Genomic DNA, 25,163 nt, shown 5'->3' with positions numbered 1-25,163 from the left:
GGTATAGCTGCCCTCCCTAAAATTGCATCAACACATTGAAAATCCAACCTGCTTGAGAGCAGCCCAGCCGAAGTCTTGCGGCAAGTTACGGCTCTGCAACCGAAAAAAAGGAATAAAAAATTTGCCGAGCAGCCCAGTTGGCGTCTTGCGGCTAGTTCACTATTCGGGCAGAAAACATACAGGGATTTCCATGCAGGCAATCGTATCATAAAAATTTTCTCATTCATTTAGTTCCCAATTTATCCACAAGCGCCCAAGTGGGAAGAAAGTTCGAAGCAACTTGAAAGTTTGAAAGTTATCAACATGGTGCATATGCTGTGGATAACTGTGAATCACAGGTGTTAGCATCTGTCCACAAAATTATCCACAGCTGGTGGAAAACTTTATTTGAATTCCTTGTTTTGCCTAAATAAATGCACTATGATCATATCAAAAATTTGCTTTTAAAGCAATGATCGACAAATGTTATCCACAGTGGATATCTTTACGCACAATAAGGTTATGCACAGGGGGCTGATATGTGAAAAAAATGTCGATAAATGGTGTGGAAAAAATAATTTGTCAAAAAATAATCCACAGATTGCGATGGATAAATCAGAAACGGCTATTTATTGACTTTTTGGCATGAACTACTTATAATGAGTCAGACTGGTTTTACAAATAAGCCGATGAACGATTGAGGCTGAAGAATGAGAGAAAAGAGACATGGCGAATCCAGTCGAAGATGCATGGGCGGCGGAAAAACCACAACCTACTGGATCTCATTCTCGTCATGGTGACTTTTGACAGGTCGGCTGAATGGATAAAATGAGCGAGTGATTAATTCGCGATCAAACATTTGATTTGTCGGCAATCTAAAATTAATACAGGAGGTGTATCCATTGAAACGTACTTTTCAACCGAATAACCGTAAGAGGAAAAAAGTTCACGGCTTCCGTGCGCGTATGGCAACAGCTAACGGCCGCAAGGTTTTAGCAGCTCGCCGCCGCAAGGGAAGAAAAGTTCTGTCTGCATAAAGCCACTGTGTGAAGAGCAGTGGTTTTTTTACACGAAGAAAGGGAAAAGATGGACTGATCTCGTGTATAGGACAGAGGGCATTATGCTTGTTAAAAAAAGCTTGCTATTTAATAGATGATTAAACGTCGGCAGAATTGAGTATCATGGGTCGGGTGGGGGATTAAAGAGGATTGTGTTCGCGCTGTGATTCGATCAATCAATTTGCGTCTGCATTTTCCTTTAAACAGCCTTGTCATTCCGATCTTTTTCTTTATACTGAAGGTAGTATAAAAGGATAAGAACGGTTTTTGAACAGACCAAATGCAATGTTCATGGCCGCTCTCATAACATTTACGATTAACTCATAAGTTGAGGCGTCCCACATGGAGGGACAACATGAAAACATTAAAACGATTAAAAAAGAATCAAGATTTTCAAGTGGTATTTAAAGAGGGCAAATCTTTTGCAAACCGGCAGTTTGTCGTCTATGTGCTTAAACATAACGGCAAGCCTTATTCAAGACTGGGTCTGTCGGTGAGTAAAAAGATGGGCAATGCCGTTATGAGAAACCATATTAAACGCTATATAAAAGCAATTTTTCGCGAATTTGCGGACAGGCTTGAGGTAGAAAATGATTATATTATTATCTCACGAAAACCTGTCAGTACCATGTCTCACGATGAAATGCAGAAAAGCTTGGAACATGTGCTGAAGAAAGCACGTGTCCTTTCAAATTCTGGCAAGGTGCCGCAAGTATGAAACACGTATTTATTTTTATTATTCGTTTGTATCAACGGTTTATTTCTCCTTATACACCGCCAACCTGTCGTTTTTACCCCACCTGCTCAAACTATGCAGTTGAGGCATTAACGAGGTTTGGAGTATTTAAAGGGGGATGGCTGTCGATCAAACGTTTATTAAAATGTCAGCCTTTTCATCCGGGAGGGATTGATCCTGTCCCCGAAAAGTGCTCCCATAAACAGACGGGCATGTTGAGACATCGTTCGGATCGATCGAGGAGGTAGTGTTTTGAAAAAAAAGGTTTTTGCTGTCAGTTCATTGATTTTTATGGCATTACTGCTTGCAGGATGTACCGATCTTAACAAACCAATTAATGATGAAAGTACAGGTTTTTGGAGTCAGTGGTTTGTTTTGCCGCTTTCAAAATTTATCATTGAAGTTGCACACCTTTTATGGAACAGTTACGGACTTGCCATTATTGTAACAACGCTTATCGTCCGTCTGGTTTTGATGCCGTTGATGGCCAAGCAGGTTAAAAGTTCGCGTGCGATGCAAGAATTGCAACCTAAAATTAAAGAATTGCAGAAAAAGTATAGTTCGAAAGACCAGAATACACAGAAGAAGCTTCAAGAAGAGCAGATGAAGCTTTTCCAACAAAATCATGTGAATCCACTTGCAGGCTGTTTGCCAATCTTGATTCAGATGCCGATTTTGTTTGCTTTTTACCAGGCAATCATGAGAACGTCGGAAATCAAGACACAATCGTTCCTGTGGTTCCAGCTCGGTTCTGCAGATCCGTTCTACATTTTGCCGGTCATTGCTGCGGCGACGACATTCCTGCAGCAGAAGATTATGATGGGCAGAATGGGGAATACGAATCCTCAGATGGCGATGATGATGTATGTGTTCCCAATTATGATTGCCGTTCCGGCGTTCTATTTTCCATCGGCACTGGCACTTTACTGGGTTGTCGGTAATATTTTCATGATTTTCCAGACTTACATTATCTATGAAAAGAAAGACGATGACCAAAAGGATCAAAAGCCTGCAGGAGGCGCCAAGCAGAAGTGAGGGAAGTAACCAAGTATGGAAAGACGGTTGCAGAAGCGGTTTCCAGCGCCCTTAATGAATTAAACGCGACTTCAGATCAAACAGATGTTCAAATTCTTGAGAAACCGAGACCTGGTTTTTTCGGAATTGGTGCGCGGAAAGCGCTTGTCAAGGTTACTATGACTAAGACACCTTTTGATTACGGTATTGACTATTTAAACGAGATCATTAAGAAAAGCGGTTTGACAGTTCATGTTCAGGTTGAGGAACGCAGCAGACGTGTTTGCCGTTGTACACTTTCTGGGAAAGATGCGGCTCAATTCATTGGTAAGCACGGTAAGACATTGAACGCACTCCAATTTTTAGTTGATCGTGTTGTGAACAGCGATGCTGAGCACCGAATGAACATTATACTTGATGCTGAAAATTATCGAGACACGCGCAAAAAAGCACTCATTACGCTTGCCAAGCGTATTGCGGAAAAGACAGTGAAAACAGGTCTTCCGCATCGTTTGGAACCGATGCCTGCGTTTGAACGAAAGATCGTGCACAATGCTTTGGCTAAGTGCAACAAGGTACGGACCTTTTCAAACGGTGAGGAACCAAGACGTTACTTAACAGTTGCTCCGCGTTCATAAATGACAAATCAATTGAAAAAGCGCGCAAATTGTGCGCTTTTTTTGCAAGCAAAGAAAGTATATGATTTTCGCCAAAGCCAAAGGTTGTGAGCCAAACGCGCAGGTGCGAGACTCCTGCGGAGCGGCTCTGTTGATCGCAGGCCAGGGGAGACCCCGCAGGTATTAGTTTGCTTGAGGAGGCTCCCGGACTGCCCGCGGTCGCGCTCAGTTGATGCGAGCAACCGGAGCGTAATCAAAATCCGGCATGATTTAAGGACCGGGCGCTTTTTGCACGGTTTTTCTTATACAAGAGGAAGTAACTAATAAGATAAGAGATTAGTGGTGCTTCGTATTAAGGAGTTTTAGTTGAAAATAAACAAGAATTCTCTAAGATTTTTCATTTATTGGGTAAATAATGTATGATAGTCTTTGAAAAAGTTTCCCTTGTAATAAATCGTTCCTCGACTCGGATCAGGGGAACGTTAATAATATAAAAATGGTTTGTTTCATGATTCACGGATGAATTATAGGAAGCGATTAATGAAAGACGGAATGAGAAAGGAGTGATAAAATTGGATTATGATACGATTGCCGCTATTTCAACTCCGACTGGCGAGGGAGCGATTAGCATTGTGAGACTGAGCGGTTCTGAAGCCGTTGCCGCAGCCGATCGGCTTTTTCAAGGTGGGAAAGCGTTACGCGATGTAGGCAGTCACACAATTCATTATGGCAAGATTGTGGATCCGGAGACGAAGAAGACGGTTGAGGAAGTTATGGTTTCAGTGATGAGAAAACCGAAAACCTTTACTCGTGAAGACGTGGTCGAAATTAATTGCCATGGAGGTCTGACAAGTGTCAACCGTGTTCTTGAACTCGTGTTGGACCAGAACGTCCGTCTTGCGGAGCCGGGAGAGTTTACAAAACGCGCATTTTTAAATGGGCGTATTGATCTGTCACAGGCTGAGGCAGTTATGGATCTGATTCGTGCAAAGACCGATCAAGCCATGAATGTTGCGTTGAATCAGATGGAAGGAAAGCTGTCGATCCTGATTCGAAAGCTTAGGCAGCAATTGCTTGATATATTAGCTGCTGTAGAAGTGAATATTGACTATCCGGAATATGATGATGCAGAAGTGATGACGAATAATATTCTTTTTGAAAAAGCATCTGCAGTTCGCCATCAGCTTGATCGTGTGCTTTCAACAGCAAGACAGGGCAAGATTTTACGCGAAGGATTATCTACGGTAATCATCGGAAGACCGAATGTCGGCAAGTCTTCTTTGCTGAATCAGTTGGTCCATGAGTCTAAAGCCATTGTCACTAATGTGCCGGGAACAACGCGTGATGTGATTGAGGAGTATGTCAATGTCCGCGGTGTTCCGTTAAAGCTGGTGGATACTGCGGGAATCCGCGATACCGAAGATTTGGTTGAGAAAATCGGTGTGTCACGTTCAAAGGAACTATTGAAAACCGCAGAACTTGTCCTGTTATTGATTAATAGTCATGAAGCACTTACAGATGAGGACCGCATGCTGTTTCAACTGATCGGGACAACGCCTGCAATTATTTTGTTAAATAAGGCTGACTTGACAATGAATGTTTCCATTGATGAGGTCAGGGAACTCGCCGGGAGCAACCCGGTACTCCGAACGTCAATGATCGATGATAAAGGACTGGAAGAGTTGGAACAAGCGATTGCTTCCTTGTTCTTCAGTAATAGTGTAACGTCAAACGGTGAGGCATATGTTTCGAATACACGTCATATTGCATTATTGAAACAAGCACGTTCAGCGATTACGGACGCGATTGATGCGGCCCAACAAGGTGTACCAGTTGATATGACTCAAATTGATATTAAGCGGACATGGGATCTGCTTGGCGAAATTGTTGGCGACACGGTGTCGGACAGTCTGATCAATGAGTTGTTCTCGAAATTTTGCTTAGGGAAATAAACTGCTCTGCAGTTTTAAATAGAACGATACTATTGTGTATGAAAGAGAATGGAGGATCAGAAATGAAATCATATGAGGCCGGTACTTATGATGTGATTGTTGTCGGTGCCGGACATGCCGGAGTTGAAGCTGGACTTGCGTCGGCACGAATCGGTGCGAAAACGCTGATGTTGACGATCAGTTTGGAAGGTGTGGCTTTTATGCCATGCAATCCGTCAGTCGGAGGCCCGGCAAAGGGTGTTGTTGTTCGCGAGATTGATGCGCTCGGCGGTGAGATGGGGCACAATATTGATAAGACCTATATTCAGATGAGAATGCTGAATACAAGAAAGGGCCCTGCAGTTCGTGCACTCAGAGCACAGGCAGATAAACAACTTTATCAACGCGCCATGAAAGAAACGATCGAAGAAACAGAGAATCTTACCTTGAGGCAAGGTATGGTCGATCATCTGCTTGTTGAAGACGGCGTCTGCAAAGGTGTGGTTGTTGCAACGGGAGCAGCCTATCGCGCGAAGGCTGTTGTCCTAACAACAGGCGTCTATCTAAAAGGAAAAATTATAATCGGCGAGCTGCAGTATGAGAGCGGACCGAATAATATGCAGGCTTCCGTTAAATTGTCCGATCACCTAAAGGAGCTTGGTTTTGATCTTGTACGCTTTAAAACTGGGACGCCGCCTCGGGTGAATGGGCGTACAGTAGATTATTCCAAGACGGAAATTCAGCCGGGTGACGAAGCACCGCTCGCTTTTTCCTTTGACACGAAGGAATTTATTAAAGAACAAATTCCTTGCTGGCTGACGTACACGAATTTGGAGACACATAGAATTATACAAGAGAACCTAGATCGTTCACCGATTTTCTCCGGAGCAATTGTTGGAACGGGTCCACGGTACTGCCCGTCAATCGAAACCAAAATTGTTCGATTTAATGATAAAAACCGGCATCAGCTGTTTCTTGAACCAGAAGGAAAAGCAACAAAAGAGGTTTATGTGGACGGCTTATCGACAAGCATGCCGGAAGAAATTCAGCGAAAAATGCTTGCAACCATTCCGGGACTTGAAAAAGCCGAAATGATGCGGCCAGGCTATGCAATTGAATATGATGCAATTGTGCCGACCCAGCTTTGGCCATCGCTGGAAACGAAGAAAATCAGCGGTCTGTTTACTGCCGGACAGATTAACGGTACTTCCGGATATGAGGAAGCGGCCGGACAAGGCCTGATGGGCGGAATTAATGCAGCAAGAAAAGCACTCGGCAAAGAGCCTTTGATTCTTGATCGCTCTGAGGCTTATATTGGTGTACTGATTGATGACTTGGTAACAAAGGGAACAAAAGAACCTTATCGTTTGCTCACTTCACGTGCTGAATATCGTTTACTGCTCCGACATGATAATGCAGATCTGCGTTTGACGGAAATTGGACATGATATTGGCTTAATCCCTGAAGAACGCTATGAACGTTTTACTGTCAAGAGGAAGTTGATCGAGCAGGAGCGGCATTATTTTTCTGCAACAACCATTAAGCCATCAGAGCAAGTGGACGAACTGCTTAAGGATAAGGGAGCTGCTTCACTAAGAGAACCGATGAAAGCCGATCGATTGCTGAAACGGCCTGAGTTATCTTATCAAGATGTGGCTTCACTCCTTCCCGAACATGGTGAAATTCCTGCAGATGTTGGCGAACAGGTTGAAATTCAAGTGAAGTATGAAGGGTACATCAGTAAGCAATTGCAGCAGGTTGAAAAGATGAAACGAATGGAAAAGAAGAAAATTCCTCAGAATCTGGATTACGAGAAGATTGACGGTATTGCTACAGAAGCTCGGCAGAAATTAGCGAAAGTGCGGCCGATATCTGTGGGACAGGCATCACGTGTGTCCGGTGTCAATCCGAGTGATGTTGCCATTTTGCTTGTTTATCTGGAAGAGGGCAAATTAGCGAGAAGAACAGGCTGATCGTTTGCAGGAGGATGTTATGGACGGTTTAGAAAAACTGTTGAGTGAAAAAAACATTCAATTATCTGAGTTGCAAATTGATCAATTTCAACTCTATTATGAAATGCTGATTGAATGGAATAAGAAAATGAATTTAACAGCAATAACGGATCCGAATGAAGTTATGATTAAACATTTTTTCGACTCACTGACCCCTTGTTTTTACTTTTCGATTCAAGAGGTGCAAACGCTCTGCGATGTTGGATCCGGTGCCGGTTTTCCCGGAATCCCTATGAAAATCCTGTTTCCTAGGCTTAAGCTGACCATTGTTGATTCGCTGCAAAAAAGATTAACCTTTCTGCAGGCAGTAGTTGACAAACTTGGATTGGACTATGTAACACTTTGCCATGATCGCGCTGAGGATTTTGCGCGGAAGCCGGGCATACGTGAAAGTTTTGACCTCGTGACTGCGCGGGCGGTTGCTAAATTGTCCGTACTTTCAGAGTACTGCTTGCCGCTGGTTTGCCTTGGCGGGAGTTTTATTGCGCTTAAAGGAAGCAGTGCGGAGGATGAGGTTCAACAGGCGGAGAATGCAATGAAGCAACTAGGTGGAAAATTAATTCGTGTCGTAACACTTGATCTTCCAGAAAATAATGGAAAAAGATCACTGGTGCGCATTGATAAAATTTCACCAACTGCAAAAAAATACCCTAGAAAACCGGGTATTCCAATGAAAAGTCCACTTTAATTGTTCCACGTGGAACATTCACAGCAGGAATTGTTGTTTGCGAGAAGAATAGTAAAGTCAGAGAGCTAAGGTGGTGGTGCGAGCATGAAAAATCATTTTTCAAAGATTTTCAATCATAACGAACAGGAAGAAACAGCAGCTGCTTTAGATGCGGAGCAGGAACTTGAGCAAGCAAGGGTCCAGGAGATCAAGGTTGCTTTAATAACGCCGAATCAGTATCAGCCGCGCTCTGTCTTTGATCCAGAAAAAATTCATGAACTAGCGGCTACAATTGAAGAACATGGAGTGATTCAACCGATTGTGCTTCGACCAACCGGAGATAAATATGAAATTATTGCCGGTGAGCGTCGTTGGAGGGCTGTTTCATCTCTCGGTTGGGAAACAATACCCGCAATTATTAAACCTTTAAATGATGATCAATCGGCTTCAATTGCGTTAATTGAAAACTTGCAGAGAGAAGAATTAACGGCGATTGAAGAGGCAATGGCTTATGCACGGCTCATTGATATACACGGACTGACTCAAGAAAGCCTAGCGACTAAACTGGGCAGGGGACAGTCAACAATTGCAAACAAACTGCGATTGTTGAAATTACCATCATCTGTTCAAAGTGCCATACTCGAAAAGAAGATTTCTGAACGTCATGCACGTGCGTTAATTATTCTTAAGGATCCAGGTATGCAGGAAAAAATGCTTGATGAGATCATATCAAAGCAGCTAAACGTGAAGCAGACCGAAGCGAAAGTGAAGCACTACCTGGAGAAAAGTGCTGTTAATAAAGCGGACGATGAAAAAAAGAATAGACGATTTTCACTGAGCAGAGACTCGAGAATTGCAGTCAATACAATTAGACAATCCGTTCATATGGTCACTGACTCCGGACTGGATATTGACACACAAGAACAAGATATGGGCGATTATTATCAATTTACCATACGTATTCCAAAGAAAAAATAAAGATGATTTAAGGAGGGCCATCAATGATGATGGTTCTTTTTTTACAAATTAAGAAAGTATAAGATTTTGCCCCATATTTAAACGAATAAACCAGTGTCTTGACCGAGAATCAAAGCGGAGGTGCGAGACGCCTGCGGGATCAGGTGCCAGCGAAACCTCGCTAATTTCTGCTTGTCTGAGGAGGCTCGTGGTGCGCCCGCGGTCGCGCTCAGTTGATGCGAGCAACCGAAGTGATGATTCAGCACCATAAAGACACAAATCAATGCTAAAAAAAGGGAACTTTCGCAAGTGTAAAGGAGCTTTCGCTAACTACGCATACGTCCTGTATGCAACGCGAAAGCCATCACGTCCTGTGAAAGTAAGGACCGAGCGTTTTTTGCCCGGTTTTTCTTACAAGTAAAGAAAGTATAAGATTTTACCCCATATTTAAACGAATAAACCAGTGTCTTGACCGAGAATCAAAGCGGAGGTGCGAGACGCCTGCGGGATCAGCGTGCCAGCGAGACCCCGCAGATTTCTGCTTGTCTGAGGAGGCTCGCGGTGCGCCCGCGGTCGTGCTCAGTTGATGCGAGCAACCGAAGCGATGATTCAACACTGTAAAGACACAAACCAATCACACATGGCTGGAGATTAAAGACCGGGCGTTTTTTGCCCGGTTTTTCTTAGTAAGTGTAAATGATTTAAAATTATTCATTGTTAGGTGCTGAAAATTCAAGTATAGATGACTAAATATGCACTGAGCTTTAGCACAATTTAGCACTGTTTTTAGAAAAAACGCCGCTGCTGCATAAATTTCCCCCTTTCTTTCGTCAAAATCTTGCTCAAACCGAGGTTTCTTATGGTTAAATTCGTGTAACACTGCCCTGATTGAATCAATTCATGATAAAATGAAGTGTAGCGATTGAAGATTGAGAGTAGGTGGAAGTGTGAGTAAAACATTGGCAATTGCCAACCAAAAAGGCGGTGTCGGCAAAACAACGACAGCGGTTAATCTCAGTGCCTGCATGGCTACATTAGGCTGCAAGGTATTAATGATTGATATTGATCCTCAAGGAAATGCAACAAGCGGCTCAGGTGTAGACAAAGGCGATGTCGATGAATGTATATACGATGTTCTCGTAGATGAGGTTGAAATTTCAAAAGTGATCCATAGTTCCGCAATTGAAAATCTTGACGTTGTTCCTTCGGCTATTCAACTGGCAGGTGCGGAGATTGAATTGGTATCAACAATATCAAGAGAGATTCGCCTAAAGCATGCCATAGAAAAGGTGAAGGACTCATATGACTACATAGTCATTGATTGTCCGCCGTCGCTTGGACTGCTAACCATTAATGCATTGACAGCTGCTGATGCCGTAATTATTCCGGTACAATGCGAGTATTATGCACTGGAGGGACTGAGTCAGCTATTGAACACGGTCCGCCTTGTCCAGAAGCATTTGAATCATCATCTTGCGATTGAAGGCGTTTTGCTGACAATGCTTGATGCGCGAACAAATCTTGGACTGCAAGTCATTCAAGAAGTAAAAAAATACTTCCAAGATCGAGTGTTTAAAACAATTATTCCACGTAATGTACGATTGAGTGAAGCGCCAAGCCACGGACAGCCAATTATTATGTATGACTCCAGGTCAAAAGGGGCCGAAGTGTATTTAGACTTCGCTAAGGAAGTGATCACGAATGCCTAAAGCATTAGGAAAAGGCTTAGATGCTTTCTTTCCCACGGCGTTTAATGAAGAATTAGATAATGCGGTGGAGCATGTTAAGCTAAACGAACTGCGTCCGAATCCATATCAGCCACGGAAAAAGTTTGATCAACAGGCATTGGATGAACTTGCAAGCTCGATCAAAGAACATGGGATTATTCAGCCTCTCGTTGTTCGAAAAAGTATAAAAGGCTATGATATTGTCGTCGGCGAACGGCGCTTTCGAGCTGCAAAACAAGCCCAAATGACGACTGTACCCGTTGTGGTCAAGGAACTGTCCGATGAAGCAATGATGCAGATCGCGTTGATTGAAAATCTGCAGCGTGAGAATCTTAATCCGATTGAGGAAGCAGAAGCCTACAGAAAATTGATGGATGGTCTGCACTTGACTCAAGACGAATTGGCAAAAAAACTTGGGAAAAGCAGACCTCATATTACGAACCATTTACGACTGCTGCAACTGGATTCGGCAGTTGCAGCATTGATTGAACAGGGAAAACTTTCAATGGGTCATGGCCGTGCGCTTGCTGGTTTGAAGGATAAAAAACAAATGGCGCCGGTTGTTGACAAAGTCATCAAGGAGCAGATGAATGTCCGTCAGCTCGAAGCACTTATCCAGCAGCTCAACCATCATGTTCCACGTGAAACATCGAAAAAGAAACAATGGGCAATGCCCGCTGAGTTAAAGGATCGGGTCTATGGATTAAGAGAAAAATACGGTACTGCAGTAAAAGTAAAACCTAGTTTGAAAAAGGGAAAGGGTAAAATTGAACTGGATTACTATTCTGCAGAGGATTTATATCGTTTAATTGATATTATGGAAGGACGACTCTGAGCAGTCGCTTCTTCTTTTTTTATTTATCGTGGACTTCCATTCTCATTTCAGTAAGCGGTGCATCTTTAGTAAGCTAAAAGTACGGAGGTACGGGATTTTTACAAATAAGCCCATTATAAGGAATGACATGAGCTGCCTATAACTGTAACAAAACACTATTTTAAATATGGTAATCTGTAAAATTGAGATGGTCCCCAGTTATCTACTATAATCTGATGACATTATGTTCCCACAACCGATTTGCCAGTATACGTATTCTTCAACGTTCTCATCGTTTTAATCCATTAAAAGCAGCTTTGATAATAGTCGTCCCTTCCTATTTGAAAGGAGAGCGACACTAAGGCATTGTCCGATTACTTGAGATAAACTCATAACGATATGAAGACGTGTATTTTGAAGAACTGAGTATTCCATGAAGCCGCTGATGTTGACAACACCGGTGATGTTCATATCACCGACAGGCACAAGCTCTTTTTTAACCCCCGCGCCAGGCAGAACCGGACCCTCTGCTATGTTAATTTTACCAATGTTCTTTTGCTTTCCAAGACAAGCGTCAATACCAATAATAAATGGATTTTTATGGGAAGCTGTGATCAGGGCAAGTGTTTCCTGGAGATTCATAGCGTGTACCGGTTTTTCCAAAGTTCCGTAAATAGAGGCATCTGGCAGATGACGTCGTTCAAGATAAGAGCCGACAAGAGGACCGAGCGCATCGCCTGTTGAACGGTCCGTGCCGATGCAAACAATAACGATTGAAGACGTTCCGATTGCCGGCAACAAATGACGTATGGCTTGGATAAGCGCATGGTGATTGCCTAAATCCTGATAATGAACTTGTGCTGTGAGCATTTGCCCTGATCCTTGATCGAATTTCAGATTCATAGATTCGCCTCCCAAGTATCAACAGTATATGAAAAAGGGAAGACATTTATACATCTGAAAACAGGATGAAAAGGCAGATAGTTTTTACGTTAAGTTGCATTTCAATTCCATTCGCCTGATCAGTTGTTCGGAAATGCAAAATACTCAAAAAAAAAGTGATATGCTGGACCACATAATAAGATAAATTTTACTGTTGAGTATGCTAAAAATCTGTCTTTTTCATAAGAAATAGGATATACTATGTATCAGAAAAGCAAGCTTCACAATGTAATAAGAAGGCGATGAAGGAAAGAAGTACTCATTGCAGCCGTATTAAGCGATTCAGGAAAAGTGCAAGCCTGATTGCGGCAGATGAGGAAGGCGTTCTTGAGCCATTGCATGATCGAGCGGGTGCGAAGTATTCGCACCAATTAGGGTGGAACCGCGTGAGCAAACAAAAGCTTTCGTCCCTAGGCAGGAGCCTAGTGGATGGAAGCTTATTTTATTTTGTCAAAGGAGCAAAAGACATGAGTAAAACAATGGAACAGGTTGTGAACTTGGCTAAGCAAAGGGGCATTATCTTCCCAGGATCGGAAATATACGGCGGATTGGCTAATACGTGGGATTATGGTCCAATCGGTGTTGAATTGAAAAACAATGTCAAAAAAGCATGGTGGAAAAAATTTGTGCAGGAATCGCCTTATAATGTAGGACTCGATGCTGCCATCCTGATGAATCCGAAAACATGGGAAGCATCCGGACATATCACGAATTTCAACGATCCAATGATCGACTGCAAAAAGTGCAAATCACGTTTCCGTGCAGATAAGCTTATTGAAAGCAATATTCCACAGGCAGAGCTTCCTGGACCGGTAGATGGTCTGACTTTCGAAACGATGCAACAGCTTATCGAGGAGCATCATATTCCTTGCCCGGAATGTGGCGAGCATGATTTCACGTCAATTCGCCAGTTCAATCTCATGTTCAAAACGTATCAGGGCGTGACAGAAACAGCGAAAGATGAAATTTTTCTTCGTCCCGAAACAGCACAGGGGATTTTCGTCAATTTCAAAAATGTGCAGCGGACGATGCGTAAAAAAATACCATTCGGTATCGGCCAGGTAGGAAAATCATTTAGAAATGAAATAACGCCAGGAAACTTTACATTCAGAACAAGAGAATTCGAACAGCTTGAACTAGAATTCTTCTGCAAACCGGGAGAAGATGGAAAATGGTTTCAATACTGGCGAACTTTTGGCTATGAATGGTTGAAATCATTAAATGTAAAGGCAGAAAATCTGCGTCTGCGTGATCACGAAAAAGAAGAATTACCGCACTACAGCAACGCGACAACGGATATTGAATACTTGTTCCCATTCGGATGGGGCGAATTATCCAGTCTTTCCTCACGTACTGATTATGATCTTCGCCGTCATATGGAGGTTTCGGGTCAGGATCTCCAGTATATTGATCAAAACAATAATGAACGGTACATTCCTTATGTCATTGAGCCGTCACTCGGCGCCGACCGCGTGACACTAGCATTTCTGGCCGAAGCTTATGAAGAAGAGAAGATTAGTGAAAAGGATACGCGAACTGTGCTTCACTTCCATCCGGCTTTGGCACCATATAAAGCAGCAATTTTGCCGCTTTCTAAGAAACTAGGCGAAGAAGCGATGGCTGTTTATCAGGAACTGGCAAAAGATTATATGGTTGATTATGATGAAACCGGCTCGATCGGCAAACGTTACCGTCGCCAGGACGAAATCGGTACGCCGTTCTGTATCACTTATGACTTTGATTCAAAAGAAGACGGCAAGGTAACCGTACGTGACCGCGATACGATGGAGCAAGTTCGGTTGCCAATCGACGAACTATCAGCCTTTCTTAAAGAAAAGATTGCATTTTAACGACACAGATCGTGCTCTTTGATTTATGGTAAACCAGTAACCTTTTTTATAGCATTGAAGAAATTTCCCAATATTGGAGGAAGGACTATGCCGAATCCTCGTATCAGTTTCGATCTGAATGATGTTGTAGAGATGAAAAAGTCTCATCCATGCGGTGAAAATCAATGGAAAGTTATACGCATGGGTGCGGATATTCGTATCAAGTGTCTCGGCTGCGGACACAGCGTCATGATGCCGAGAAGTGAATTCCAACGTAAGGTTAAGAAGATTCTTGAGCATGGTTCCGAAGCCTAAAGGGCGCCTATAAAGGGATAAGGCTGCGGTAAGCGCCATCTTTGTTGAAGTGGTAAGAAAAACCCAGGGGGTTGAAGGTAAATGAGCTTGACTACAGGTATTGTCGGTTTGCCGAATGTCGGCAAATCAACGTTGTTTAACGCAATTACACAGGCTGGAGCAGAAATGGCTAACTATCCATTCTGCACGATTGAGCCCAATGTCGGGATCGTCAGTGTACCCGATGAACGACTTGATCAATTAACTGAGATGTACCATCCGAAGAAAACCATCTCGACGACATTTGAATTCACTGATATCGCCGGATTGGTTAAAGGTGCAAGCAAAGGAGAAGGACTTGGTAATCAATTTTTGGCAAATATTCGCCAAGTTGATGCGATTTCTCATGTTGTACGCTGCTTCGAAGACAAGAACATCACTCATGTATCCGGAAAAATTGATCCAATCGATGATATTGAAACGATTAATCTCGAACTGGTTCTATCAGATATGGAACAGGTGAATAAACGGATTGACCGTGTAGAAAAATTGGCAAAGCAGAAAGATAAGGCATCAATCGTTGAGTATGCTGCCTTGAAAAAGTTAAAAGATGCGTTTGAAGCGGGCATACCGGCAAGGCATGTCGCACTAACCGAGGATGAGGAAGCAGCAATCAAGGCTTTTAACTTTCTGACGAAGAAGCCTGTCCTTTATGTGGCCAATACTTCAGAAGACGATGTATCTGCCTCTGATGAAAATCCATATGTACAGGCGGTTAAAGCATTTGCTGAAAAAGATGGGGCAGAGGTTGTCGTCATTTCAGCCCGCATTGAATCTGAAATTGCCGAACTTGATGGAGAAGAAAAGAAAGTATTTCTTGAGGAATTAGGTTTGGATTCCTCCGGTCTTGATCGCTTAATTGCCAAAGCCTATGATCTGCTTGGCCTCGCAACGTACTTTACAGCAGGAGAAAAGGAAGTACGGGCTTGGACGTTCCGAAAAGGAACGAAGGCACCGCAGGCAGCGGGTATTATTCATTCAGATTTCGAACGCGGTTTTATCCGTGCTGAAATTGTTTCTTATGAAGATCTTATTGCGGCCGGTTCGGAATCTGCAGCAAAAGAAATGGGACGTCTGCGTCTTGAAGGAAAAGATTATGTGATGCAGGATGGGGACATCGTTAACTTCCGTTTCAACGTATAACGAAATTTTGAAAATAACTTGAATCGACGGGCGAACTATGCTATCATATTGATCTATGAGTGAGTAAACTTGCTCTCTGCTCCTTTAATGGAGCCGCTTAGTCCAAGGGGAGGTGAATGATTGTGCGCAAATACGAAATTATGTACATTCTCCGTCCGGATCTGGAAGAAGAACAGGAAAAAGCCGTTAAGGAAAAACTGGCTTCCATTCTGACGGATAACGGCGCCGAAATCAACGAAGTTAAGGAAATGGGCAAACGACGTTTAGCCTATGAAATTAATGACGTGAATACCGGTGCCTATGTTGTTCTGTATGTAACCGCCGGCAGCGAAGCCATCAATGAATTTGATCGTCTGGTCAAAATCAATGAAGATGTACTCCGCTTCATGACGATTAAAGACGAACGCAAACCTGAAGAAGCGAAATAATTGATTTAAAAAAGAAAGGGGTTAGATCCTGATGATCAATCGTGTTGTTCTGGTTGGCCGGCTGACGAAAAATCCGGAACTGCGGTATACGCCGAATGGTGTTGCTGTGACTAGCTTCACGATCGCTGTGAATCGCCCGTTCTCGAATCAGCAAGGAGAACGAGAGGCTGATTTTATACCGGTCGTTGTCTGGAGAAGACAAGCTGAGAACGCAGCCAATTTCCTGCAAAAAGGAAGTTTGGCAGGCGTAGACGGTCGCATTCAGACACGCAGTTATGAGAATAACGAAGGTCGACGGGTTTATGTGACGGAAGTGGTAGCTGATAGTGTGCAGTTCCTTGAACCGAAAAGCACTAGACATGCAGACGGCGGCAATTATGCCCCGAGCGGTGCATCGGCAGCATCTTCAAGTCAGCAGCGAGGCGGCTATGCGCCTTCACCGTCCAGTAACCAAAATAACAGCTCAGGTCAGAACCAGGGCGCTCCTTCTTTTGAAGATCCTTTCGCAGGCGACAGTAAGCCGATTGATATATCGGATGACGATCTGCCGTTCTAATTGCTGAATTCAATTGAAAACTAAGGAGGTGCCGAATATGGCAGAACGCCGCTCACGTGGTAAGCGCCGTAAGGTATGTTTCTTTACCGTTAATCACATTACTTACATTGATTATAAGGATGTTGATTTGCTCAGACGATTCATTTCTGAACGAGGAAAAATTTTGCCTCGTCGTGTAACCGGAACAAGCGCGAAATACCAACGTCAACTGACAAGAGCGATCAAACGCGCACGTCAAATGGCTTTACTTCCGTACACTACGGAATGATGATATAAACTAAAGAGGCTGTCTCAAGAGCTTGATGAAGTTCTGAGACGGCCTCTTTTTTGCGTTCCGCAATTTGTACCTATGAATATGAAGAGGGAAAGCTGGGAAAGTCGCCTATCTGTTCATTATTTATAGGCATGTTTGTAGAAAATGAGTAATTAGTGGATGCGGTTGCTCTTTGCTTGTATTCATTGCAGGTTGAAATAATGTTAAGAAATAAAAATCATGATCAGGCAGCTCAAGAATTCTGGCTTCTCCATCCTCATTGACACCCGCGACAATGAATCCACTATCGTTTAGAATTTTTTGATAGTTAAGGTTCAATCCATAATTACAATTGTAGGTCTCAGTAATTTTATTCTTTTGAAAGAGTTTATAAGCCTCGGTGCCTTCATTTATAAATACAGATTGTCTAATATTTCCATGGAGTGAACAGGATAATTGAGACACAACTTTATTTTCTGCGTGGGCATCAACTTCTTCAGTGTTTACATCGATTAATCCTATTACATTTTTCATGAATTCAATAATCCCATATTGAAAACCACTGCAATTTCCGAGGAAGGGCACGTGTTTTGATTCCCTAATCCATTTCAGAGCAGCTAACACATTTCCATCTGATTGATAAGGTCCGCCGGGTGCTAACCAAAGCCCATTATATAGACTTAGTTCACTGTTATGTAGATTTTTAGTGGATAACCATTCAAACTCCAAATTTGGATATAGTTCTTGTCTACTGGTCGTCAGAGCTTCATTAATTGCAGTGTGATTTTTTAAGTTTTCATTGAAATCTCCAATGATTCCAATTCTTTCAGGCATATAAAATCCCCCCTCGTTAATATAAAAAGTTATTATAAACAAACGTATCCCTGTTGTATAGCAATTTTTCACTACCTTATAGCTAAGATGCGTGATATTCGTTGACCTTTGCCCCCTTTTTTTAATAAAAAAAGAGGATGTCTCAAAAGTCCGGTTTTGACTTTGAGACATCCTCATCTTGATGATTAATAGTATGGTGCCATCATCACATAGACAATGACTCCTGTTAAGCTTACATAAAGCCAGATTGGCATCGTCCAACGGACAATTCGCTTATGCTTCCCGATCTGCATGGTCCAACCCCACACGAGTGAGAGCAAGGCGAGCGGTACAACAAATGCAGCCAGCGCGCTATGTGTAATCAGTATGAAAAAATAGATGGGACGAATGATACCCGAAGCGCCGTAGTGAGGAGGCGGCGCAAGATAGTGAAAAGATAAATAGGATACTAAGAAGAGCAATGTTGAAGTAAAGGCCGCGAGAATGAACCCACGATGCACGTTGATCTTCTTATTCTTAATTGCTACAAGTGCAGCGATGAGAAAAATAAAAGTAAAACTGTTAAAAATCGCGTTAAATCGTGGAAGCAGATAGACATCAAATCCGATGTGCCCCTTGTATCCGATAAACGGTGCAAAGAAAAGCAAGAGGATTAATACGTCAGCGACCACGGAAAAAGCAAGAATTGATACGACATAGCGTCTGTTGCTCTTCGCCTTGTCGTTACTATTCAGCGAGTCCGTTGATTTCTGCATAGCTAGGCAACTCCTTTTGTCATAAAACAGACACATTTACTTAATCATAGGAGAGAAGCAAAGAGGAATCAAGGAAAAAGTTCAGATGAAGCAAAACCTTAATCTTCCGATGGTGATGCATTTTTGTCAGCACGTAGCAAATGTTCTGTGATTGATTTAATTCGCGTGTGCGAGGTGATTTCTTCTTCAATCATTTCTTTAAGAATTACATGGATGAAATAACGAACCGATGCCATATCGCTGAACTGAATGATTGAAGTGAGTGCTTCTTTGTAAATTTGGAAAAATAAGGGCTCAGGATTTCCTTTTTGAATTTCTCCATAAGCTTCATACAGCAAATCTATTTTATCTGCTACTGCAAGGATTCGTCCTTCCAAAGACCGGTCCTTGCCTTCCTTAAATCGTGCCTCGTAAACTTGGCGGAATTGCTTGGGAAATTCTTTATCCAGATATTCCTGTGTCATGGACCCTTCAACTTGAGAGAAGAGCTCTCGAAGTTTGGGCAATGCATACTTTACCGGTGTTTTAATATCGCCAGTAAACAATTCAGAATAATCATGGTTGATTGCCTTTTCATAGACCGTTTTCCAATCCACATCTTGTCCGTCCTCGGCTTCAACTGTTGCTAGGAACTGCACAATGGTGGCTACTTTAAATGAGTGACTGGCAACGGAGTGTTCTTGGTATTTAAAAACGCCTGGACAGCGGTAAATGCCTTCCAGGTCAGATAAGCTTTGAAAGTATTTATGAATGCCCATAAATGTCTCCTCCCGCTTAGTAACTATTTGATTTGTAAGCTCTGGTTAACTGCTTAGTATCCGACAACTTCCCGTTCTTTTGCATTCAAACCGGTGGTAAACCGTATCAATTCCTTGATGCTGAGCAGCGGCATTTCTTTATCCTGAAATGCAACAGTCTTCGTGATCAGACCGTAGGGATTTGTCGCATCTTTTGTCGCATCGGCCAATTGTCCGGGTTCGAAAGTAAACGTATCGCCGACCGCATCGATGCTCAGCGCTGCGGTCTCCGATCCTGAAACGCAGACAACGTATTTTTTATCTTTATTCGAGAACGGATTCTCTGATGCATGAAAAGCGAGGTTTAATGAAAGAACGGGAATAATTGATCCTCGCACGGAAATGAGTCCTGCAAAAAAAGAATGGGTAACCGGGACGGGCAGGATCTGGACTGGCTCAAGGATTTCCTGAATGTCTTTAATTAAAACACCAATTTCTTGAGCGCCAACAAATAATGAAATACCTATACAGTCTTCTGAACTCATCACCATATTGATCACCTCACTAAATTATTCTGTCTAGGCAAGGTCAATGATTATAACCTTCTAGTATCTATTTCGAACAGGATCAGAAATTACTTAATACTATAAACGAAAAGTTCGTGCGCGTCATTTTTTTCCTAAATGAGGCACGGAATCCGGTTCGACTAATATTTGATCCTTATACCAGGGATTGATGTGGATCAGGACTTCTTCCACATCGGGATAAGTACGAATCATTTTTGAACGAATAGCTTCGGTAAGGTCGTCGCCTTCTTGAATGGTATAAGAACCTGGGATTCGAATTTGTGCATCAATGAGCACTGCATTTCCATGTTCGCGTGCGCGTAAAATATCAATGACTTTGACCTCTGGAAATGAAAGGAAAACTTGACGATATTTCTCCTGTGCTTTTTCATCAACACTGCTTTCCATAAGCACATTGGTGGCTTGAATAATCATCACAATAGCAATTCTTAAAATCAGAATAGATACAACGATACCTGCTACCGGATCGCCGTAATGTGTGTAGGGAAGATCAAAAACAGTCCCGATCCAGCCGATCCCGAGCCCAAGTGCTGCAGCAATTGATGCATAGATATCGGCCAAGTGATCGGCAGCGGTTGCATGCAGACTCTTGCTGTGATAGCGATCAGCTCCCTTTTTTGTGTAAATATACAGCATCCACTTTGCCAAAGCAGAGAAAAGAGCAGCAGCAAATGCCCAGATGCTTACGGATGATATCGGTCCGAACAACGCTTTGACGGCCTCATACGTTAGAAATAATGCGGCAACGATCAGGACAATAGAAATGAATGCGGTTGAAATGTCTTCTGCTTTTCCGTGTCCGTAAGGATGCTCCCGGTCGGCCGGGTGATTAGACAACTTCATAGAACCGATGGTGGCAATGGATGCAATAACGTCGCCTCCATTGTGCACGCCGTCAGCCACAAGAGCTGTACTATGGAAGATCAATCCGAAGATGATTTTTATTAGCGTTAGAAGCAGGTTGCTTACGAGACTGACCCATGCGGTTAGCAGGGCTTTTGGTCCTTCATAGGTCATAATGATTCACACTCCTTAAATTGTTTGCCCGAGGCAAGTCGGGAAACAGAAAAGGCAATCCGCAAGCGGACCGCCTTTTTAAAAAAATTTATGTTCACTGTTAATGTATTCATGATGGTACCAACTCTCGTTGATAAAATTGGTCACTAATTATAGCAAGGAAAGCGAGGTTGAGCTTTTAAATAAAACGCTTTCTTTTTGTTTTAAGATAACATTATCAATTATAGAAGGTCTAATGTAAATTGCAAGGAAAAGATCGCTCTTTCATTAAAAAGTGCTTTTGTATTATAATAAAAATTATGGTGTTGCCAAGTTGTGTTGGTGATAAAGAGGCAAATTAACGCCTCCTTAAGCGGACTAGTAAAATCTTGATTAGCGAAAATTCCACTTAATCTTAGGCAAATGGCTCATCATGTTTGTAATACGGAATGCAGGTTAGATAATTCTGCACAGCCCAAGCTGAGAGGTGTCACTATGAGTGATCGGAACGCTTTGCTTCGCGGAGCGCTTGCAACGATTTCATTATATTTGTTAATTGTTTTAACTTTTTTCTTGCCCTATGTGTCATTACTGACCATATGGCTTATTCCTCTGCCGCTCATGTTTCTAGCGGCTAAGGACGGCTGGAAACCTGCCTTGGGTGTTTTTGGGCTTGGACTTTTGTTTCTGGTCATCTTGGATCACTCGTTTTATTTGTTACTCCCACTCTTTTTCATGGTACTCGGAGTTGTAATTGGTTATATGGTTTATTTGAAAAAATCCGCTTTCGCACTTCTGTTGGCTGGAAGTTTGACCAACATTGCGGTATTAATTATCTGTCTGGCAGTGTCCGTGCTGGCTTTTCGCTTTAATCCGGCAACAGCGGTACAATCCGCTCTTAATGATTCATTTCAGCAAACCGTAACGCAAATGAAGCCGATGCTGAATCAGAGTACAGATGAATTGATGACACAATACAAGCTGCTGAGCGGTACGCTTGTACATCTTACACCACTGGTCATTATCATTGCAGGAGTTTTTTACGCCTTGGTTGTTGAATTAATCAGTCTGCCGATTTTGCGCAAACTGAAGGTTGAGGCGCCGCATTGGGTGCCGTTCCGCATGTGGCAGGTGCCGAGAAGCATTATCTGGCTCTATTTAGCCGTATTGTTTATCGGATGGTTCGGAGGTGCAGATCAGACGGCACCGATTTATACAGCTGTACTTAATGTCGACTTTATCCTGCGTATTTTGCTTGCTGTTCAGGGATTCAGTCTTATTTTTTACTACACATATATGCGGAAATTCCCGCTGATAATTCCAATTACAGTGACTTTGTTGACGCTTATTTTTGGATTCTTGTTACTGCAATTGGTATGTATATTGGGTATAATTGATCTAGGTTTCAATCTTCGGAAAAGAATTGGCCAGAAGAAGCTGTAAGTAGTTTAATCACGAACAGATACAGCCTTTTTTCTCAATAATAAAATGGTCAGGCTTATCTTTCAAAGCTGATTGATTCGTGTTGGGAATTGAAGTTACTCGCACGATGAGTACGGAAAATGCGGCCTGTGGGAGCTGGAATAATCTTGGCAAACCAATTTAAACATCGTTGGCGCAGCGATTTGCTAATCGTAATCGGTCTGCTGTTTCTTCTGTTCCTCGTATTCATTGCCTTTTTAAATTGGCTGTTGGCTATTGCCGGACTTGTGCTTCTTGCCTTGTCCGTTTTGTGGTTTTTAATTAATGAGCGTCAATTTGACAAGGAATTGATTCAGTATGCAGCGGGTTTGTCATACCGGTTGAAGAAGGTAGGCAATGAAGCTTTGCTTCATATGCCGATTGGTATTCTGCTGTATGATGGGGGAGAACGTGTGCAGTGGTGCAACCCGTACTTGAATCAAATTACTGAAGAGGATGGAAATACGGCCATTGGTCGGCCATTAAATGAAATTGCCGAACCGCTAAGCAAATTAATCGCGTCTGATAAGGAATCAATGATCATTGCGTTAAATGAACGGCAATACCGCGTGCGTTTAAAACGGCAGGAGAAACTGCTTTACTTTACCGATATTACGGACATTCTGGAAATTAAGAAACACTATTACAATGAAAAAACGGTTCTCGCACTCATCTTCCTGGATAACTATGATGAAGTAACACAGGGCCTTGAAGATCAGGTGCGCAGCACGATTAATAATGAAACAACGACGATCATTAAGAACTGGGCATCAGAACATGGTATCTATCTCCGCCGTACGGCTTCAGATCGATTTCTCGCGGTCATGAATGAACGATTGCTTCACTCTATAGAGGAACAGCATTTTTTAATTTTGGATAAAGTGCGAGAGATTACGGTTCCGCTCAGCCACATTCCTTTGACGTTGAGTATTGGTGTCGGAGCAGGCACGGTGTCGCTTGAGGATTTGGGAAGTTATGCTCAGTCAGCCTTGGACCTGGGGCTTGGACGCGGTGGTGATCAAGCAGTCATTAAACGTCCGGACGGTGATGTACGTTTCTACGGCGGTAAATCGAATCCGGTGGAAAAACGTACAAGAGTGCGCGCGCGTGTGATTTCACATGCATTGTCTGAGCTCATGCTGGAAAGCGATCAAGTGATGATTATGGGTCACCGTGCTCCGGATCTGGATTCAATCGGTTCGTGTATCGGCATCTTAAAGATCGCTCATGCGAATGGGCGGAGTGCCAAAATTATTATGGATCAAGCAAATAATGTTTCCGGTGTTTCGAAACTGCTTGAGGAATTGAAAAAACAAAAGAATCTATGGTCGAATCTCATCAGTGCTGATCAGGCAGCTGACCAAATAACGAAACGAACGCTTATGGTCATTGTTGATACGCATCGTCCGTCGATGGTCGTTAACTCACAGCTGCTCAGCAGCGTTCATCGTGTAGTGGTTATCGACCATCACCGCAGAGCTGAGGAGTTTATCAAGGATCCAGTACTTGTCTACATGGAGCCGTATGCTTCGTCAACATCCGAACTGGTTACTGAGCTTCTTGAATATCAGCCCAATGAGCGTCCTTTGGATCTGATTGAAGCGACAGCCATGCTCGGCGGCATTGCTGTTGATACGAAAAATTTTACACTTCGAACAGGTTTTCGAACATTCGATGCCGCTTCGTATTTGCGTGCGCATGGTGCGGACACAATCTTAGTGCAGAAGTTTCTTTGCGATGATTTGGACCAGTTCAATCAGCGTGCGGAATTAATTCGCAGAACACAGCTCTATAAAACGAATATTGCAATTGCCGTGGGTAAAGATGATCAAGTCTATGATCAGGTACTTCTTGCACAAACGGCCGATACAATGTTGATGCTCGAAGGAATCCGTACCTCGTTTGTCATTGGCAAACGAACCGATGGACAAATCGGCGTCAGTGCACGCTCACTTGGTGATTTGAATGTCCAGGTAATCATGGAGAGTATCGGCGGAGGCGGCCATTTGAACAATGCTGCGACACAGATGGCAGACACAACGATTGAAGAGGCGACCACTCGTGTCACTCACGCAATTGATCTGTATCTTGAAGGAGGTCTATCCTAAATGAAAGTTATTTTTCTGAAAGATGTAAAGGGAAAAGGAAAAGCAGGGGAAATCAAGGATGTATCAGAGGGTTATGCCCGTAATTATCTGTTGCCAAAGAAAGTGGCAGTAGAAGCAAATAAGGGCAGCATGAGTCAATTGGAAGCGCAAAAGAAGAAGCGCCAAGAAGTTGAGGAAAATGAGCGCCTTGAAGCGATCGCGCTGAAAGAAAAAATTGAAAACATGACGATCGAGATGAAAGCAAAATCCGGAGAAGGCGGCCGACTGTTTGGCTCAATTACCAGTAAACAAATCGCGCAATCTCTTAAAAAAGCGAAGATTTCTATTGATAAACGGAAAATTGATTTACCGGAACCGATTCGCAGCTTAGGTTATACAGATGTTCCATTGAAGCTGCATCCGCAGGTTTCAGCAAAGGTTAAAGTACATGTAACAGAAGAATGAAAAATTCTATCCGCCCGGTGCCGGCGCACCTCGGCGGATTTTAACGGTTTGGTCTTATTAAAGGATTATGCAGCTTGTTATTATTTATTGGCTTATCCGTGAAAAGGGATTTTCGCGCCTTTCAAACTGTTGAAAAGTTTGTCGATTTGATGCAGCAAGTTCTTAACCGTTGTTATCAAAAAAGCGGTAAGCGGAGCGGCCAATAAAATATCAATGTTTTAGAA

At 42.9% G+C, this 25,163-nt stretch carries 26 protein-coding genes; 20 read left to right on the top strand and 6 right to left on the bottom strand.

What is annotated here, in order from left to right; all coding sequences use genetic code 11:
* Positions 1 to 881: 881 nt before the first annotated feature.
* The 11 genes from rpmH (at position 882) to AC6F33_RS17245 (ending at position 11,533) form a co-directional block, all read left to right on the top strand.
* On the top strand, positions 882 to 1,016 hold the full coding sequence (gene rpmH, locus AC6F33_RS17295; RefSeq protein ID WP_010025605.1) for a 50S ribosomal protein L34: 135 nt from the start codon (positions 882 to 884) through the stop codon (positions 1,014 to 1,016).
* A 376-nt stretch (positions 1,017 to 1,392) separates the two neighbouring features.
* Positions 1,393 to 1,755: a ribonuclease P protein component gene (gene rnpA, locus AC6F33_RS17290; protein ID WP_500777529.1), complete on the top strand. Its 363-nt coding sequence runs from the start codon at positions 1,393 to 1,395 to the stop codon at positions 1,753 to 1,755.
* Positions 1,752 to 2,021, top strand: coding sequence for a membrane protein insertion efficiency factor YidD (gene yidD, locus AC6F33_RS17285; RefSeq protein ID WP_255748685.1), 270 nt, complete (start codon positions 1,752 to 1,754; stop codon positions 2,019 to 2,021). The genes rnpA and yidD overlap by 4 nt, the downstream gene beginning before the upstream one ends.
* Before the next feature lie 4 nt (positions 2,022 to 2,025).
* Complete coding sequence (gene yidC, locus AC6F33_RS17280) at positions 2,026 to 2,808, top strand: membrane protein insertase YidC (RefSeq protein ID WP_255748686.1); 783 nt, start codon at positions 2,026 to 2,028, stop codon at positions 2,806 to 2,808.
* The gene (gene jag / locus AC6F33_RS17275; RefSeq protein ID WP_255748687.1) at positions 2,805 to 3,425 is read left to right on the top strand and encodes an RNA-binding cell elongation regulator Jag/EloR; all 621 of its coding nucleotides are present in this window, start codon (positions 2,805 to 2,807) and stop codon (positions 3,423 to 3,425) included. The genes yidC and jag overlap by 4 nt, the downstream gene beginning before the upstream one ends.
* Before the next feature lie 551 nt (positions 3,426 to 3,976).
* Positions 3,977 to 5,356 carry a tRNA uridine-5-carboxymethylaminomethyl(34) synthesis GTPase MnmE gene (gene mnmE, locus AC6F33_RS17270; protein WP_500777528.1) on the top strand — a complete coding sequence of 460 codons (1,380 nt, stop codon included), beginning with the start codon at positions 3,977 to 3,979 and terminating at the stop codon, positions 5,354 to 5,356.
* A gap of 62 nt (positions 5,357 to 5,418) precedes the next feature.
* Positions 5,419 to 7,308 (top strand): tRNA uridine-5-carboxymethylaminomethyl(34) synthesis enzyme MnmG, encoded by a 1,890-nt coding sequence (gene mnmG / locus AC6F33_RS17265; protein ID WP_255748689.1) that lies wholly within the window; start codon positions 5,419 to 5,421, stop codon positions 7,306 to 7,308.
* A gap of 19 nt (positions 7,309 to 7,327) precedes the next feature.
* A complete protein-coding gene (gene rsmG / locus AC6F33_RS17260) occupies positions 7,328 to 8,035 on the top strand; it encodes a 16S rRNA (guanine(527)-N(7))-methyltransferase RsmG (protein WP_255748690.1) in 708 nt (235 codons plus the stop codon).
* Between the two features lie 84 nt (positions 8,036 to 8,119).
* Positions 8,120 to 8,992: a nucleoid occlusion protein gene (gene noc, locus AC6F33_RS17255; RefSeq protein ID WP_500777527.1), complete on the top strand. Its 873-nt coding sequence runs from the start codon at positions 8,120 to 8,122 to the stop codon at positions 8,990 to 8,992.
* 926 nt (positions 8,993 to 9,918) lie between these two features.
* Positions 9,919 to 10,680, top strand: a complete 762-nt coding sequence (locus tag AC6F33_RS17250; RefSeq protein WP_255748692.1) for a ParA family protein — start codon at positions 9,919 to 9,921, stop codon at positions 10,678 to 10,680.
* Positions 10,673 to 11,533, top strand: a complete 861-nt coding sequence (locus AC6F33_RS17245; RefSeq protein WP_255748694.1) for a ParB/RepB/Spo0J family partition protein — start codon at positions 10,673 to 10,675, stop codon at positions 11,531 to 11,533. The genes AC6F33_RS17250 and AC6F33_RS17245 overlap by 8 nt, the downstream gene beginning before the upstream one ends.
* A 276-nt stretch (positions 11,534 to 11,809) precedes the next feature.
* Here AC6F33_RS17245 and yyaC read toward each other — a convergent pair whose 3' ends face one another.
* Entirely contained in the window at positions 11,810 to 12,415 is a 606-nt protein-coding gene (yyaC, locus tag AC6F33_RS17240) for a spore protease YyaC (protein ID WP_500777526.1), read from the bottom strand.
* A gap of 506 nt (positions 12,416 to 12,921) precedes the next feature.
* On the opposite strand from yyaC, the gene AC6F33_RS17235 reads away from it, so the two are divergent.
* From AC6F33_RS17235 to rpsR, 6 genes are all read left to right on the top strand, one after another.
* On the top strand, positions 12,922 to 14,304 hold the full coding sequence (locus AC6F33_RS17235) for a glycine--tRNA ligase (RefSeq protein ID WP_255748739.1): 1,383 nt from the start codon (positions 12,922 to 12,924) through the stop codon (positions 14,302 to 14,304).
* A gap of 87 nt (positions 14,305 to 14,391) precedes the next feature.
* Positions 14,392 to 14,598, top strand: a complete 207-nt coding sequence (locus AC6F33_RS17230) for a DUF951 domain-containing protein (RefSeq protein ID WP_255748696.1) — start codon at positions 14,392 to 14,394, stop codon at positions 14,596 to 14,598.
* Positions 14,599 to 14,679: 81 nt separating this feature from the next.
* A complete protein-coding gene (gene ychF, locus AC6F33_RS17225) occupies positions 14,680 to 15,780 on the top strand; it encodes a redox-regulated ATPase YchF (RefSeq protein ID WP_500777525.1) in 1,101 nt (366 codons plus the stop codon).
* Positions 15,781 to 15,902: 122 nt separating this feature from the next.
* Positions 15,903 to 16,208: a 30S ribosomal protein S6 gene (gene rpsF / locus AC6F33_RS17220; protein ID WP_255748698.1), complete on the top strand. Its 306-nt coding sequence runs from the start codon at positions 15,903 to 15,905 to the stop codon at positions 16,206 to 16,208.
* 31 nt (positions 16,209 to 16,239) lie between these two features.
* Positions 16,240 to 16,764, top strand: coding sequence for a single-stranded DNA-binding protein (ssb, locus tag AC6F33_RS17215; RefSeq protein WP_255748699.1), 525 nt, complete (start codon positions 16,240 to 16,242; stop codon positions 16,762 to 16,764).
* Between the two features lie 37 nt (positions 16,765 to 16,801).
* Positions 16,802 to 17,032 carry a 30S ribosomal protein S18 gene (gene rpsR, locus AC6F33_RS17210; protein ID WP_255748700.1) on the top strand — a complete coding sequence of 77 codons (231 nt, stop codon included), beginning with the start codon at positions 16,802 to 16,804 and terminating at the stop codon, positions 17,030 to 17,032.
* Between the two features lie 129 nt (positions 17,033 to 17,161).
* On the opposite strand, the gene AC6F33_RS17205 is transcribed toward rpsR, so the two are convergent.
* The 5 genes from AC6F33_RS17205 to AC6F33_RS17185 form a co-directional block, all read right to left on the bottom strand.
* Entirely contained in the window at positions 17,162 to 17,851 is a 690-nt protein-coding gene (locus AC6F33_RS17205) for a glutamine amidotransferase-related protein (RefSeq protein WP_500777524.1), read from the bottom strand.
* Between the two features lie 185 nt (positions 17,852 to 18,036).
* The gene (locus tag AC6F33_RS17200; RefSeq protein ID WP_500777523.1) at positions 18,037 to 18,606 is read right to left on the bottom strand and encodes a DUF420 domain-containing protein; all 570 of its coding nucleotides are present in this window, start codon (positions 18,604 to 18,606) and stop codon (positions 18,037 to 18,039) included.
* A 98-nt stretch (positions 18,607 to 18,704) separates the two neighbouring features.
* Positions 18,705 to 19,364, bottom strand: a complete 660-nt coding sequence (locus AC6F33_RS17195) for an HD domain-containing protein (RefSeq protein ID WP_255748702.1) — start codon at positions 19,362 to 19,364, stop codon at positions 18,705 to 18,707.
* A 53-nt stretch (positions 19,365 to 19,417) separates the two neighbouring features.
* On the bottom strand, positions 19,418 to 19,888 hold the full coding sequence (locus AC6F33_RS17190; RefSeq protein ID WP_500777522.1) for a chemotaxis protein CheW: 471 nt from the start codon (positions 19,886 to 19,888) through the stop codon (positions 19,418 to 19,420).
* Between the two features lie 123 nt (positions 19,889 to 20,011).
* A complete protein-coding gene (locus AC6F33_RS17185) occupies positions 20,012 to 20,947 on the bottom strand; it encodes a cation diffusion facilitator family transporter (protein WP_255748704.1) in 936 nt (311 codons plus the stop codon).
* 474 nt (positions 20,948 to 21,421) lie between these two features.
* On the opposite strand from AC6F33_RS17185, the gene AC6F33_RS17180 reads away from it, so the two are divergent.
* From AC6F33_RS17180 to rplI, 3 genes are all read left to right on the top strand, one after another.
* Complete coding sequence (locus AC6F33_RS17180) at positions 21,422 to 22,369, top strand: YybS family protein (RefSeq protein ID WP_255748705.1); 948 nt, start codon at positions 21,422 to 21,424, stop codon at positions 22,367 to 22,369.
* Positions 22,370 to 22,515: 146 nt separating this feature from the next.
* Positions 22,516 to 24,495, top strand: coding sequence for a DHH family phosphoesterase (locus AC6F33_RS17175; RefSeq protein WP_255748706.1), 1,980 nt, complete (start codon positions 22,516 to 22,518; stop codon positions 24,493 to 24,495).
* Positions 24,496 to 24,939, top strand: coding sequence for a 50S ribosomal protein L9 (rplI, locus tag AC6F33_RS17170; protein ID WP_255748707.1), 444 nt, complete (start codon positions 24,496 to 24,498; stop codon positions 24,937 to 24,939).
* The last annotated feature ends 224 nt before the right edge of the window (positions 24,940 to 25,163 follow it).

It is taken from the genome of Sporolactobacillus sp. BBK16-2 (assembly GCF_059878335.1).
The sequence above is the reverse complement of the archived record's forward strand: the minus strand, read 5'-3'. Positions and strand labels throughout refer to the sequence as shown.